We start from the raw sequence: 14,303 nt of genomic DNA, 5'->3' as shown, positions 1-14,303 counted from the left end.
CATTGTTAGACTGCTATATTGTTAAATTTTAAAAATTATGACTGATTTTCAAAAATATATTCAAAGATATTTAGATTTAATTCCATCTGAAAACTGGTTGGAAGAATTGAAGAAATCGGGCGAGAAAACCGTTTCTTTATTTTCATTTTTAACAGAAGAACAATCAAAATTCGCTTATGCAGAAGGAAAATGGACGCTGAAAGAAGTTCTTCTTCATTTATCAGATACCGAAAGAATTTTCCAGTACAGAATTTTGGCTATCGCAAGAGGTGAAAAATCTGAATTACCTGGTTTTGATGAAGAATTGTATGCTCAAAACTCTTTTGCAAACGAAAGAAATTTAGATTCTTTATTGGAAGAGTATCAATTGGTGAGAAAATCTTCTCAGATTTTATTGGAAACAATGAATTCTTCAGTCTTGAATAATATTGGAACTGCGAATGGTAATCAAATTTCTGCACAAACTATCGGGAAACTGATTGTTGGACATAATATTCATCATTTGAATGTGGTGGATGAAAGGTATTTGCCGAAGTTGTAAATATTTAAAAGACTTTATCAAAGAACTTAATTAATATCAATAGGAACGGGCTTTAGCCCGTTTTATGTTTTAAATTCCAATATTGGCTTCAGCCAAAATCTAAAATTTTTATAATTTTGGTGAAAACAACACAAATGCCTTTCATTAAAATTTATATTCATCTTGTATTTTCTACTATAACCGAATTCCATTTTTAAACTCGACAGAAGTGCGAGTGAAGGTTTGGAAACATATAAAAGAAAACGCATCTAGCAAAGGAATTTATTTAGATATGATTAATGGTTATTCAGATCATTGCCATTGTTTAATTTCTTTAGGTTCGAATCAAAATATTGAAAAAATAATACAACTTATAAAAGGAGAATCTTCTTTTTGGATAATAAAAATCAATTGACTAAAGACAAATTTGCTTGGCAGGATGAATATTTTGCAGTTTCTGTGTCAGAATCTATGATTGAATCAGTTCGAAATTATATTAAGAATCAAGAAATACATCATAAGAAAAAATCGTTTGCAGACGAATATCAAGAATTTATCGATAAATATAATTTTAAATAGGCTTTGGCTAAAGCCGAATGAATGCTTAATTTTGAAGGCGGACTAAAGTCCGCCCCTACTGAATATGGAAAACATAATACAAATATTAAAATCCGGCGGAACAATTTTATATCCAACAGACACCATCTGGGGAATCGGTTGTGACGCAACAAATATAGACGCCATTAACAAGATTTTCGAGATTAAAAAACGTGAAAAAAACAAATCGATGATCATTTTGGTGGAAACTGAAAAAAGATTGCAGGATTTGGTAGACGTTCCGGAGATGGCGTGGGAAATTATCGATTTGAGCGAAAAACCTGTAACGATAGTTTACGAAAACCCAAAAGGTTTACCCAAAGAACTTCTTGCAGAAGACGGAAGCATCGGAATTCGTTTGGTGAAAAATGATTTCTGTAAAAAATTAATTACAAAATTAAATAAGCCATTGGTGTCAACTTCTGCCAATTTTAGTGGAGATAAAAGCCCGTTGAAGTTTTCAGATATTTCAAAAGAGATTATTGATCTTGTAGATTTTGCAGTAGAAGAAGACAGAGAAAAAGTCTCGCAATATTCGGGCTCTTCTGTGATAAAGATCTGGAGTGACAACAGAATAAAAATTCTTAGAGAATAAAAATTTATATTTAATTATCTTTGCAAAACTTCATAGCCATTAAGGAGTCAGAAATTTAGTTTTTAAACCTGAAAATCTGATTTTTTAGTGGTTTTACATTAGATAAAGACTGGAAATTTTAAATTAATTGTAAGTCTAATATCTGAAATCTAAAATCTTACATCTTTAAAAAAATGTTCATCAACCTCAATCAAAATCAAAACTTAAAACTTTTCAAAATTATTTCTGAAGTTGCTGCGGCAAACAATCAGTCGGTGTACATCGTTGGTGGTTTTGTGCGTGATCTTTTAATGAAAAGAAAAGCGTCTACCGATATTGATTTTGTGACCGAACAAAGCGGAATTGAGCTTGCTCAAAATGTAGGAAAAGAAATTGATCCGAAAATGAAAGTTTCGGTTTTTAAAACCTACGGAACAGCGATGATCCGATACAAAGATCTTGAACTTGAATTTGTAGGCGCAAGAAAAGAAAGCTATACCGAAAATAGCCGTAAACCCGAAGTGGAAGGCGGAACAATAGAAGACGACCAGAAAAGAAGAGATTTTACCATCAATGCAATGGCAATTTCTTTAAATAAAGATAATTTCGGTGAATTAATCGATCCTTTTGATGGAATTGGTGATTTAGGAAAAGGAATTCTGAGAACACCTTTAGCACCGGCTCAAACATATTCTGACGATCCTTTGAGAATGATGAGAGCGGTTCGTTTTGCTTCGACCTTAAATTTTACAATTGAAGAAAATTCTTTAAACGCAATTAAGCAGGAAGCAGAAAGAATCAAGATTGTTTCTATGGAAAGAATCATGGTTGAGTTTAATAAAATCATGTTGTCAAAAAAGCCTTCCGTTGGTTTGAAATTGATGGAAGAAACGGGCTTGATGAAATTAATCATTCCTGAATTGATTGATTTGAAAGGTGTAGAAGAAGTAGAAGGACAAACCCATAAAGATAATTTTTACCATACTTTGGAAGTCGTTGATAATATTTCTGAAAATACAGATAATCTATGGCTTCGTTGGGCTGCTTTGCTTCACGACATCGGAAAAGCTCCGACCAAAAAATTCGTGGAAGGAACAGGCTGGACTTTTCATGGGCACGAATTTTTAGGCTCAAAAATGGTGAAAACGCTTTTTCAAAAACTAAAATTACCATTGAATGCTGATATGAAGTACGTTCAGAAGATGGTGAAACTTTCGTCACGTCCGATTGCATTAATTACTGATGACGCTTCAGATTCTGCGCTAAGAAGGCTTTTATTTGATGCCGGAGAAGATATGGAAGATTTGTTTACCCTTTGTAAAGCAGATATCACAACTAAAAATTCTAAGAAACAGGAGAAGTTTAAAAAGAATTTCCAATATGTTGCCATTAAAATAAAAGAAGTTGAGGAGAAAGATCAGGTAAGAAACTTCCAGCCACCAATTTCGGGTGAGGAAATTATGGTAATGTTCAATTTGAAACCCGGAAGAGAAATCGGAATTTTAAAGGAAAAAGTAAAAGAAGCAATTCTGGAAGGCGAAATTGGAAATAATAGCGAAGAAGCAAGAAAATTTGTGATTGCTGAAGCTCAGAAACTGGGTTTGACTTTAGTTTAAAATAAATAAAAATTTGGAGCAACGGTTTATCTGTTGCCTTTTTCACACAATAAACAAAAAATGCGGCTTCCTTTTGAAACCGCATTTTTATTTTTCAAAATGAGAAATTAGTTTTTATAAACCGATGTAGCTCCCATTCCTGCTGTGAACTTACTGATAACAGTTCCTCCGGTTGTGTACACGGTGATTTCACTTGGCTGAGTAAATCCTTTTACATCAGAAGTGAAGATTCTTCCGTCAATAACGCTGAATCCGTAAAGAGTAAAGTTTGCTCCACCATCAACCGCAGTAATAATAGGATTGGTAGGTGCAGCCGTAGCATTCATATCCATAGAATAAACTTTATTGCTTGAAGTGAAGTAAAATCTACCACCATCAATCTGAAGGTTAGTACCATTAGCAATTCCTGTAAGAGTGGTTGTTTTTACAATACTTCCCGCTGGGTTGATCTGATAAATATAAGAATCAGCAGTTCCCTGAGCAATTACATACACATTGCTGTTGTACGTAATTGTTTTGGTGATATCTCCGTTTGGCATCGGTGTCGGTGTTCCTTCGATTGCATTAGTGGTCGTGTTGATTTTTGTGATGGTATTCCCAAAACCGTACGAAGCATTTTGCACAAAAATATTTCCTCCTGCTTCAACTACTCTCTCAACGGTGCTTGTAGATGCGAAATCGATTTTCTTTACAAAAGAATTATCAGACAATTTATAAACATTTACAAATTTTGCTCCGCCGTATTTATCATTTGAAACGTAAAGATTTCCATTTGCAATCGCCATATAACGAGGATTGTTTAACTGAGCTGTGATTTCTCCTGCTTTTTTAAATGAATAGCGGTCTACAATCTGAATTTTGTTTGAGTTATTAAGCAAAAGATATGCTTTATCTCCGTTTAAAATCATTGTCTGAAGTACATCACCAAGGTTTTCTTTATTGTTGTTTGCTTTGTAGATGTCATTCTGCATTAAGCTTAAATCTTTTGTAATAAAAGTAACATCTGCATTTGGTGACCCAAAATTACCTTCATTGGTAATAAGAAGTCCGTTTTGATAAGTGATTTCCGGAATTGTCTCTTCGTATTCTGATGTACACGAAATCGAAAATAACAGGACGAATCCAAAAATAAACTGTAATAGTCTGTTTAATTTCATAATATAATTGATTTAAAAATTTATTGTTGCGTTTATACTGTAATTTCTTTTAGGTAAAGGATAATACGCCATTGTTTCGTAGACAGTATCTGTAATATTGTTCACCTTTATCCCTAAAGTATAGTTTTTCATAAATGTTGCTGAAAGACCTGCATTCATCACAAAATACGGGTAGATCGCATATTTTTTGCTTTCATCAGACGTTGTATAGGTTAAACCGTTAAACATTCCCTGTGCGTAAACACGTAGAAATTTATACTGATAATCTACATTTGATGAAAACTTATGAAGCGGAACATAAGTAAGCTGCTTCTGAGTTTCCAAGTTAATAGATTTCGCATAAGTATAGCCCGCTACAAGCTTTACTGAATGATCTTCATTAAACAACTTTTGATAACTAAGTTGTGATTCTAAACCATAAGATTCTACTTTGTTAGTGTTGAATGGCGAATAGTATCCCAAACCGGTATCCAGCCAACGAATCATATCTGTGATTCGCATATAATAAGGGCTCAAAGTCAGCTTAAAATCTCCAACTTTAAACTCATGGTTCATATCGGTCTGAATTGATGTTTCAGGTTGCAGATCCTGGTTTCCGCCGGGAGTCCAATACAAGTCGTTAAAGGAAGGGAATCTGAAGTTTTTAGAGAAATTCAAATTCAGACTGTACCAATTATTGGCTTTCCATTTTCCTGAGAAAGAGTAGAGAAGAGGCGACTTGATATCTTCAACAAAATCTTGCTTAATTCCTGCTTCAAACCGAAGATTAGGTGTTGCAAAGTATCTCAATAGACCTGCGGCAGATCCTACATTTCTTTTTACTTTGCCGGTAATTCCTGAAGTTCCCAAACCTTCTCCCTGGTTTTGCTGAAATTCTCCAATTAAATTGATATTCCATTTGGGATCAATAAAATAGTTGAAGTCGTTTTTAAGAATATAATTTTTATTAATTCCGCCACTTGTGTAAGAGTCATTATAATTTCCGAAATATTGAAAATTATCTTCCGTATAAGCTGCCTTTAAGCTGTTTGAAATTTTAGAATTATTGATATCCCAGGAAAGTAAACTTCTTACCGTTTGCGATTCATATTTACTCTTGTTTCCGTTTTCTGTAAAAATAGGATAGTTTTGGGTTGCATCATAAAAATGACTTTGCCAGGAAATAGTTTGGTTGCTTGCAATTTTATAAGAAGTACCGATATTTAAAGTTGAGTTGTAGAATTTCCCATTTCTGTTGATGTAATTTTCCTCAGGAACTTTATAATCATTTTGGCTGATCAGATAATTTCCTGAAACTTTAAAACTGAATTTATCATTGCTGAAAGCAGCCTTTGCAAAATTATTATAAGTTCCGAAAGATGCAATTTCAGAATTAAACAATCCATTAAAACCTTTATTGAAACTCAGATCGTTATTCAGATGAATACTTCCGCCAATGGCACCGCTTCCGTAAATTACACTTCCGCCACCTGATTTTATTTCCATTTGATCGTATCCGAAAAGGGCAATATTGTTGATATCACCTTGTCCCAAAAACTGAGAATTGATGTTGATTCCGTTCCATACAAAAGCTGTTTGTTGAGCCGTTGTTCCTCGAAATGAAGGTGAAGAAACTGCTCCACGACCATTTTCTTTAATATAAACAGGCGACTGAAATCGTAAAACCTCAGAAAGATTCGAAGAGTTTTTTTGAATATCTGCAGCAGATAAAGTAGTTAAAGAATGAAAAAGTTTTACTTTTTTCATCTGATTGTCGAATACAAATACGGTGTCAATATCTTTTTCCTGACTATAATAAATCGTCAGGCAAGAAGACACAGAAAGTAGGGTTAATGCTCTTTTTAAAATCATGTCATACGCTGCCTTTCCTCCGAAAGCAATTCTATTATTAATGTTAAATTTCGGCAGGTCTCCTGACTTTCGCTTTGCTACACCTTCCCGTTTTGGCAGTGGTTTTTTTGTAGAAAATCATAGTGCGATTTACAGTTGCGGGGACAGCTTGGGATTTTCACCCAATTCCCTCTTAGTTCCAATCTCTTGGAAACCAAAATTTTTGCAAATATAGTTTTTTTGAAAAGAAAGATTAAATTTTATTAAACACAAATCTGCGGTATTAATTTGTGTGACAAACCTTACAAAAATGTTCCGTCAAAATAAAAAGGAAGCAAATCTTTTATAGAGGTTACTTTGATCACCTCATCATTTAAATTGGAAAAATAAAGCTCAATATTTTCGTTTTGCTTTGTCTCGTATTCTATAATACTTTGTCGGCAAGCTCCACATGGAGGAATTGGTGGGTTTTTCTCTGAAAATTCTTTTGGTCCGCCCACGATAAATATTTTTTTAATCTTTTGATCCGGAAAGTTAGCTCCGATCCAAAAGAGAGCCGTTCTTTCTGCACAAAGCCCGGAAGGAAAAGCAGCGTTTTCCTGGTTGTTTCCAGTATAAATTTCACCATTTTCCAATAAAACTGCGCATCCTACAAAAAAGTTGGAATAGGGAGCATACGCATTTTCTCTGGCCTGAATTGCTTTTTCAAAAAGGCTTTTTTCTATTTCTGTCAGTTCATTTTTGCTTGTAAAATGCTCGAAACCGATCTTTATATCTTTTTTCATTTTATTTCCTTAAAAAGGGCGGTAAATGTAACCCTTTTTAAGGAAGCTGGCAACATCTTTGTTACGATACTAAATTTGTAATTTTAACTTTTAGAAAAATTAAATTCGATGTTATATTCTCCAATAAAATTTAGAAATGTAGAGCTTAAAAACCGTTGGGTAATGTCTCCGATGTGTATGTACTCTTGCGAAAACGGTGTTGCCAACGACTTTCATTTTGTACATTACGGAAGCCGTGCTCAAGGTGGAACGGGACTTCTTGTGGTGGAAGCGAGTGGCGTAGAATCCAAAGGCAGAATTACCAATCACTGCATGGGAATCTGGAATGACGAACAGGCTGCTGAACTCCAGAAAATTGTAGAATTTGTACATAAGAATTCAGACAGCAAAATAGGAATTCAGATTGCACATGCCGGAAGAAAAGGTTCTACGTGGGAAAATAAACAAATCTCTTTGCAGGAAGGCTGGGAAACAGTTGCTCCAAGTGCAATTCCGTATCATCCGACAGAAAGAATTCCGCACGTTTTGACGGTTGATGAAATAAAGGAACAGGTTCAGAATTTTAAGAATGCAGCAAAAAGAGCAGTAAATGCAGGTTTTGATGTCGTTGAAATTCACGGTGCACACGGTTACCTGATTCATCAGTTTTTATCACCACTTTCTAATGTAAGAACTGATGAATATGGCGGAAGCTTTGAAAAAAGAATCAGATTTTTACTGGAAATTGTAGATGCCGTCAACGAAGAGCTTAATGAATACGTAGCGTTATTTGTAAGAATTTCAGGAACGGAATATGCTGAAAACGGTTGGGATATTGATGACAGTGTAGAGTTGGCAAAAATTTTAAAAGATCACAATGTTGATTTGGTTGATGTATCAAGCGGCGGAAATATTCATGGAGCAAAAATCTCAGTTTTTGACGGTTACCAGGTTCCGTTTTCTTCTGCTGTGAAAAATCAGGCGAATGTGAAAACAGGAGCGGTTGGTCTGATAACAAAAACCGAACAGGCAGAAGAGATTTTACAAAATAATGAAGCCGATCTTATATTTGTAGCGAGAGAGATTTTGCGAAATCCTTATTTGGCAGTTCAGGGCTCATTTGAAATGAATGAAGAATCTTTTTTTCCACATCAATACCTTAGAGCGAAAATTTCTTCTTAATTTTAGGATCAAATTTAAAAGACAACAATGCGTATAGAAGACTTTATGCTTCCGTGTCCCAGCAAAAAGTTTTTGGGAATTGAATGTTTCGGGTGCGGATCACAACGGGCAATTTTGATGGTTTTTCAGGGAAAGTTTTCAGAAGCTTTTCAAATGTTTCCGGCAGTTTATACATTGTTGCTGTTTTTCTGCTTTGTAGGAATCAATTTTATCGACAAAAAAAGAAATTACGGACAGATTTTGATTTTTTTAGCAATAATTAATTCACTGATCATGGTTTTTTCTTACTTTTATAAACATTTTATTATTCATTTAAACTAAACATTAAAAAAACAAATTATGAATCAACAAAAACTACCTAATGCTACTGCAGTACTTGTTTTAGGAATTGTCTCTATCGTTGGATGCTGTTGTTACGGTGTCTTGGGATTAATTGCCGGGATCATCGGGCTTGTATTGTACAAAAAAGACAATGCGTTGTACCAAAGTAATCCGACATTATATTCTGATTACAATAACCTTAACACCGGAAGAATCCTGTGTATTATTGGTTTGATCTTAAGCGCACTTTATCTTGTTTTAAATATTGTGATGATTGCTGTTTTCGGATGGGATGCACTTTCAGATCAAGAATTGATGCAGGAACGTATCAGAGATTTGATGGGACAATAATAAGTCTTGTTTAAAAATATAAAGGTTGCAATTTTTTTTGCAACCTTTTTTGTTTGAATTAAATGTTTAAATTTATTACATGAAGTCTTTTAATTTAAGCCTCATTCAGTTTCTTTAAGTTTGATTTTTTCTTCAGAAAATAAGCCAGCCCCAATCCTATAAAAACCATTGCTGCACTGAACGGAAAGATAAACTGCATTCCGAAAAAATCGGCAACACTTCCGATTATCGGACCTGCAACGCCCAAAGAAATATCAATAAAAAGCCCATAACCAGCCAAAGCAGAACCCTGACTTGATGGCGAAACACTCTTTATGGCAACAACACCAAGCGCAGGAAAAATTAAAGAAAAACCTAATCCTGTAACACCAGCGCCAACCAATGCCATTTGAGCGTTGGTAGCAAATGCAATAATTAAAAGCCCGATGGTTTCTACAAAAAGACAGGCAATGGCAACTTTTATTCCACCATAATTATTGATGACATTGCTGAAAACCAATCTTCCAGCAACAAATAATCCTCCGAAAACACTTAAACACAAAGCACCATTATTCCAATGAAAATAATTGTAATATAACGTTATAAATGTAGAAATGCTTGCAAAACCAATTCCTCCCAAAGCCAGACAAACTCCAAAAGGAGCTACTTTTCCCAGAACTTTCCAAAAAGACTGATTTTCTTTTGGATTCGTGTTGGTCTTATTTTCTTTGGTTTTAGCAAAGAAAAATCCGATTATTCCTAAAATAATAGAAAGAATTCCAATACCGTAAAGACTGTATGCGTGTTCGATTACAATTCCTAAAGAAGCTCCGATTGCTAAAGCTCCGTAGCACGCAACACCATTATAAGAAATGATTTTTGCGGTATGTTTTTCACCTAAAGCCATAATTGCCCAGTTAATCGGGCTTGCTCCGACCATTCCTTCGGCACAACCTGTTAACAGACGGGTAATAATCAGAAAACCAAGGCTTAAAATCGGAGAAAATTTAAAATAATAAGCGAAAATTAGAAAAATCCCTGTTAGTGAAAAACTAAGCATGCTGAATAAAACGGCTGGTTTAGGACCTTTTCCGTCAATAACTTTCCCGGAATATGCTCTCAGAAAAAAGGTGGAAATATATTGTAAGCTAATTACCATCCCTGCAATTAAAAGACTGTAACCTAAACTTTTGCTGATGAAAATCGGTAAAACCGAAAGCGATAGACCGATGATGAAATATCCTACAAAAGTAAAAGATACATAAGAAATGAGTTGGAGGTTGATATTTTTTGGTTGGTTTATTGAACTTTCCATGAGATAAAAAATTAATCTGCAAAGATACTTCGTAAATATTTTTTAGCTTCAGGATTAAGATTAAAAAAAGATAAGATTTGTCATACTTTACAGATGTCAGAAGTTGAATATAGGTTTTCATTTCATATAATTTCAATTATCTTTGTTTCTCTTAAAAAAATCATCAGTACATGGAAAACTCAAAATATCCAAACTATATTTTTGACTGGATGGGAGGTCTCATCCTTTTTGCAGGATATATTTTTGGAAGTCTTTCGGTTGGCTTCATAGGCCTTGCAGGGAAATTTATTTTTGAGGTAGATTTTATGCAGAAGCCTTGGTTTATGATGCTTGCCAATGCTGTTGTTTTTTGCCTGATGATTTGGGCTTTTGATTTTTTAATAGTACGTCAGAAAACAGGTAAGAAATTGAATTTCAATTTTTCACCTACCAATTTTTCTACCTATCTTCTTATTTTTCCGATGATGATCGGAATGATGTTTATCGGAGAATTTATCACTTCGCAAATTCCTACAACCGGACCTTTTTTCGGAGATTTTTACGAATTTTTTGAAAATCTGATGGCGGGTCTTACCGATGATCCTGTCGTGATGGTCATTACTGCGGTGATTATGGCGCCTATTTTTGAAGAAATTGTTTTCCGCGGAATTGTCCAGAAAGGAATGATCAATAAAGGAGTGAAACCCTGGAAAGCGATACTTTTTGCAAGTCTTCTTTTTGGTTTGATACATGCGAATCCGTGGCAGTTTGTAGGCGCAACTTTGCTGGGAACTGTTTTAGGATTGGTTTATTATAAAACAAAATCGCTGCTTTTGCCAATGCTATTGCATGGTTTTAATAATCTTTGCTCGGCGATCCTGATATTTTATACTCAAAAAGAAAGTTTTGCAGAAGCTTTTGAAATTCAGGAATGGATGATTCTGGTGATCGGAATTGTAGTGTTTTCTGTATTTTTCTACCTGTTTACATTTAGAAATAAAGTGCGTTATTCTGAAATTTAAATTCAATTTAAAACACAAATCATATAAACTGAACAATCATTTTGTGGTATTATATGAATAATATTTGTGTTTAAATAAACATATAATAATAAAAATGGAAATATTAGTTGCCACACACAATCTTCATAAAAAAGAAGAAATTCAACAGATTTTAGGAAATGAATTTACCGTAAAAAGCCTAACCGATTACGATATTCATGACGAAATCGTTGAAGATGGAGACTCTTTCAATGCCAATGCTTTAATTAAGGCTAAATACTGTTTCGAAAAAACAGGCATTCCAAGCTTGGGAGACGACAGCGGTTTGGTGGTGGAATCTTTAGATGGAAGACCCGGTATTTTTTCGGCAAGATATGCCGGAGATCATGATTTTGCTAAAAATATTGAAAAGGTGTTGAGCGAAATGGAAAATATTGAAAACAGAAAAGCTTATTTCATCACCGTATTATGTTATTATGACGAAAACGGTGCTCAATATTTTGACGGAAGAGCTCACGGGAATTTACTCAAAGAAAATAAAGGGCACCAAGGTTTTGGTTATGATCCTATTTTTGTTCCCGAAGGTCATGAAATAACTTTCGCAGAGATGAATCCTGAAGATAAAAATAAAATCAGCCACAGAAAACAGGCATTAGATTTGTTTCTTGATTTCTTGAAAAAGTAGGTTAAGGTTAAGGTTAAGGTTGCAAAAACTTTGTGTTTTTAAAGAACTTTTTTCTTATTTTAAATAGAGTTTAAAACGTAAACTCAACTTCAGCCTCATTTTCAACCTCAACCATTTGTTGTACATTTGCTTTAATAAACTATTGATTTGAGTACTTATTTAACGATATTAGGCTTTAATTCGGCAATACCCACGATTAATACTTCACCTACAGCTCAACTTCTGGAAATGGAAGAAAGATGTTTCCTGATTGATTGCGGCGAAGGAACACAGGTGCAGCTGAGAAAAGCAAAGGCAAGATTTTCAAAAATCAATCATATTTTTATATCGCATCTTCATGGCGATCACTGTTTTGGTTTACCGGGTTTAATAGCTTCTTTCCGACTTTTGGGAAGAGATACTCCTTTGCATGTTTATGGTCCGAAAGGAATAAAAAAGATGCTGGAAACTATTTTTTCCATTACCGAAACGCATCGAGGTTTTGAGGTTGTATACCATGAATTAGATAAAGATTATTCAGAAAAAATCTATGAAGATAACAGGGTAGAAGTATTTACTATTCCTTTGGATCACAGAATTTACTGTAATGGATATCTGTTTAAAGAGAAGCCAAAAGAGCGTCATATTAATATGGAAGAAGTCTCAAAATATGCTGAGATCGAAACGTGTGACTATCATAATTTAAAAGCAGGCAAAGATTTTGTGCTGAGTGACGGGTATGTTCTTAAAAATGAAATTCTTACAACAACTCCGGCTCCGTCTGTTTCTTATGCATTTTGTAGTGATACAAGATATTTGGAATCTGTTATTCCGATTATAAAAAATGTAACGGTTTTATACCACGAGTCTACATTTTTGCATGATCTTAAAGAAATGGCAGATTACACAGGTCATACAACCGCTTTAGAAGCAGCAACAATTGCAAAGAAAGCCGAAGTTGAAAAATTAATTTTAGGACATTTTTCTAACCGTTATGGTGATTTAACCGTTTTTACGGATGAGGCAAGAACCGTTTTTCCGAATTCTTATCTTTCAAAAGCTTTGGAATGCGTTAAATTTTAAAATTGTATGAATTTTTCGGAATTAAAAGATTTTTTAGACGAAAAAGCGGATGTTTACAATAATCTTGAATTCATTCAGGATGATCCTGTTCAGATTCCGCATCGCTTTTCATTAAAACAGGATATTGAAATTGCCGGTTTTTTGGCGGCAACAATTTCCTGGGGAAACAGAAAGTCTATTATTAAATCGGCTGAAAAGATGCTTGATATTATGGGAAATTCTCCTTATGATTTTGTAATGAATTTTTCTGAAAAGGATTTAAACAGCATTAAAGACAAAAGTATTCACAGAACTTTTAACGGAGAAGATTTTGCGTATTTTATTAAACAATTCAACAAAATTTATAAGGAAAACGAAAGTCTTGAAAATTTATTTCTAATCAACGAAAATGAAAATAATTTTCAGCATTCTATTGAAAGATTTAGGCAAACTTTTTTAGGAATTGAAAAACACAGAACGCATAAGCATGTAAGTTCGCCATACAAAAACTCATCTTCAAAAAGGATTATTATGTTTTTGCGATGGATGATAAGAAAAGATAATCGTGGCGTAGATTTTGGAATCTGGAACAATATTGATCAAAAATTTTTATCAATTCCTTTGGATGTTCATACCGGAAATATATCTAGAAAATTGGGTCTTATTTTGAGAACACAAAATGACTGGAAAACCGTTGAAGAATTAGATTTAATCATTAGAAAATTTGATGAAAATGATCCCGCAAAATATGACTTTGCTTTGTTTGGATTGGGCGTAACGAAAGAATTACTTTAAAACAGAAATGATGAAAACACCACACGAAAAAATAGAATTTCTTGAGAGAATGGCAGACGGAATCACCTCCTGGATTGGTTCTATACCTTCTCTTATCATCCATACATTACTTTTTATTACTTCATTTCTACTGCCTGTTTTTGGTATTGTAGATGTAGATAAAATGTTGCTTGTTTTAACGACAGTACTTTCACTTGAAGCTATTTATCTTTCCATCCTTATTCAGATGTCTGTGAATAAAAGCCATGAAAAAATTGAGGACATTCAGGAAGATATTGAGGAAATTAGTGAAGATATAGAAGATATTCAGGAAGATATTGAGGAAATCAGCGAAGACCTTGAAGAGATTAGTGAAGATCTTGAAGAGATCAGCGAAGATATTGAAGATATTCAGGAAGATATTGAAGAGATCAATGAAGAAGAAGACGATGAAGATCACAACGAAAGAGCAAAAAAAGCTATTCTTAAAAGTAACGTAAACTCTAATAAAAACGAAATTAGATTTCTAAAAGATAAAATAACCGAGCTTCAGAATAAAATCGATGAAATGAAAAAAGATTAATTTGAAGTTCACTTTGATAATATAAAATGAAAGA

Annotated in this window: 15 protein-coding genes, 1 pseudogene and 1 riboswitch; of the genes and pseudogenes, 12 read left to right on the top strand and 4 right to left on the bottom strand. The window is 33.9% G+C overall.

Features of this window, described 5'->3' with window-relative positions; genetic code table 11:
• The first annotated feature begins 37 nt into the window (after positions 1 to 37).
• The 4 genes and pseudogenes from EG358_RS15440 (at position 38) to EG358_RS15425 (ending at position 3,307) form a co-directional block, all read left to right on the top strand.
• Positions 38 to 541, top strand: a complete 504-nt coding sequence (locus EG358_RS15440; protein WP_076560633.1) for a DinB family protein — start codon at positions 38 to 40, stop codon at positions 539 to 541.
• A gap of 134 nt (positions 542 to 675) precedes the next feature.
• Positions 676 to 1,099 (top strand): annotated as a pseudogene (tnpA, locus tag EG358_RS19965) (IS200/IS605 family transposase).
• Positions 1,100 to 1,163: 64 nt separating this feature from the next.
• Positions 1,164 to 1,712, top strand: coding sequence for an L-threonylcarbamoyladenylate synthase (locus EG358_RS15430; RefSeq protein ID WP_076560635.1), 549 nt, complete (start codon positions 1,164 to 1,166; stop codon positions 1,710 to 1,712).
• A 173-nt stretch (positions 1,713 to 1,885) separates the two neighbouring features.
• Positions 1,886 to 3,307, top strand: coding sequence for a CCA tRNA nucleotidyltransferase (locus tag EG358_RS15425; protein WP_076560637.1), 1,422 nt, complete (start codon positions 1,886 to 1,888; stop codon positions 3,305 to 3,307).
• 107 nt (positions 3,308 to 3,414) lie between these two features.
• Here the strand turns inward: EG358_RS15425 and EG358_RS15420 are convergent, their stop codons facing one another.
• From EG358_RS15420 to cdd, 3 genes are all read right to left on the bottom strand, one after another.
• Positions 3,415 to 4,464 (bottom strand): DUF5074 domain-containing protein, encoded by a 1,050-nt coding sequence (locus EG358_RS15420; RefSeq protein WP_076560639.1) that lies wholly within the window; start codon positions 4,462 to 4,464, stop codon positions 3,415 to 3,417.
• Between the two features lie 12 nt (positions 4,465 to 4,476).
• Complete coding sequence (locus EG358_RS15415; protein ID WP_076560641.1) at positions 4,477 to 6,315, bottom strand: TonB-dependent receptor plug domain-containing protein; 1,839 nt, start codon at positions 6,313 to 6,315, stop codon at positions 4,477 to 4,479.
• A 35-nt stretch (positions 6,316 to 6,350) separates the two neighbouring features.
• Positions 6,351 to 6,528, bottom strand: a riboswitch (cobalamin riboswitch).
• 68 nt (positions 6,529 to 6,596) lie between these two features.
• Complete coding sequence (cdd, locus tag EG358_RS15410) at positions 6,597 to 7,079, bottom strand: cytidine deaminase (protein WP_076560643.1); 483 nt, start codon at positions 7,077 to 7,079, stop codon at positions 6,597 to 6,599.
• A gap of 108 nt (positions 7,080 to 7,187) precedes the next feature.
• On the opposite strand from cdd, the gene namA reads away from it, so the two are divergent.
• The 3 genes from namA to EG358_RS15395 are packed head-to-tail and all read left to right on the top strand — an operon-like array spanning position 7,188 to position 8,912.
• Positions 7,188 to 8,240, top strand: coding sequence for an NADPH dehydrogenase NamA (gene namA, locus EG358_RS15405; RefSeq protein ID WP_076560645.1), 1,053 nt, complete (start codon positions 7,188 to 7,190; stop codon positions 8,238 to 8,240).
• A gap of 27 nt (positions 8,241 to 8,267) precedes the next feature.
• Positions 8,268 to 8,561 carry a DUF2752 domain-containing protein gene (locus tag EG358_RS15400; RefSeq protein WP_076560647.1) on the top strand — a complete coding sequence of 98 codons (294 nt, stop codon included), beginning with the start codon at positions 8,268 to 8,270 and terminating at the stop codon, positions 8,559 to 8,561.
• Positions 8,562 to 8,579: 18 nt separating this feature from the next.
• Positions 8,580 to 8,912: a CCC motif membrane protein gene (locus EG358_RS15395; RefSeq protein WP_076560649.1), complete on the top strand. Its 333-nt coding sequence runs from the start codon at positions 8,580 to 8,582 to the stop codon at positions 8,910 to 8,912.
• 94 nt (positions 8,913 to 9,006) lie between these two features.
• Here the strand turns inward: EG358_RS15395 and EG358_RS15390 are convergent, their stop codons facing one another.
• Positions 9,007 to 10,206, bottom strand: coding sequence for an MFS transporter (locus EG358_RS15390; protein ID WP_076560651.1), 1,200 nt, complete (start codon positions 10,204 to 10,206; stop codon positions 9,007 to 9,009).
• A 170-nt stretch (positions 10,207 to 10,376) separates the two neighbouring features.
• On the opposite strand from EG358_RS15390, the gene EG358_RS15385 reads away from it, so the two are divergent.
• The 5 genes from EG358_RS15385 (at position 10,377) to EG358_RS15365 (ending at position 14,269) form a co-directional block, all read left to right on the top strand.
• Positions 10,377 to 11,207 (top strand): CPBP family intramembrane glutamic endopeptidase, encoded by an 831-nt coding sequence (locus EG358_RS15385; RefSeq protein ID WP_076560653.1) that lies wholly within the window; start codon positions 10,377 to 10,379, stop codon positions 11,205 to 11,207.
• Between the two features lie 88 nt (positions 11,208 to 11,295).
• Entirely contained in the window at positions 11,296 to 11,871 is a 576-nt protein-coding gene (gene rdgB, locus EG358_RS15380; RefSeq protein WP_076560924.1) for an RdgB/HAM1 family non-canonical purine NTP pyrophosphatase, read from the top strand.
• Between the two features lie 147 nt (positions 11,872 to 12,018).
• Complete coding sequence (locus EG358_RS15375; RefSeq protein ID WP_076560655.1) at positions 12,019 to 12,933, top strand: ribonuclease Z; 915 nt, start codon at positions 12,019 to 12,021, stop codon at positions 12,931 to 12,933.
• 6 nt (positions 12,934 to 12,939) lie between these two features.
• Positions 12,940 to 13,707, top strand: a complete 768-nt coding sequence (locus EG358_RS15370; RefSeq protein ID WP_076560657.1) for a TIGR02757 family protein — start codon at positions 12,940 to 12,942, stop codon at positions 13,705 to 13,707.
• A gap of 7 nt (positions 13,708 to 13,714) precedes the next feature.
• Positions 13,715 to 14,269 (top strand): coiled-coil domain-containing protein, encoded by a 555-nt coding sequence (locus tag EG358_RS15365; RefSeq protein ID WP_076560659.1) that lies wholly within the window; start codon positions 13,715 to 13,717, stop codon positions 14,267 to 14,269.
• Positions 14,270 to 14,303: the final 34 nt, after the last annotated feature.

It is taken from the genome of Chryseobacterium indoltheticum (assembly GCF_003815915.1).
Classification (GTDB): domain Bacteria; phylum Bacteroidota; class Bacteroidia; order Flavobacteriales; family Weeksellaceae; genus Chryseobacterium; species Chryseobacterium indoltheticum.
This window is presented reverse-complemented; position numbering and strand designations above follow the sequence as displayed.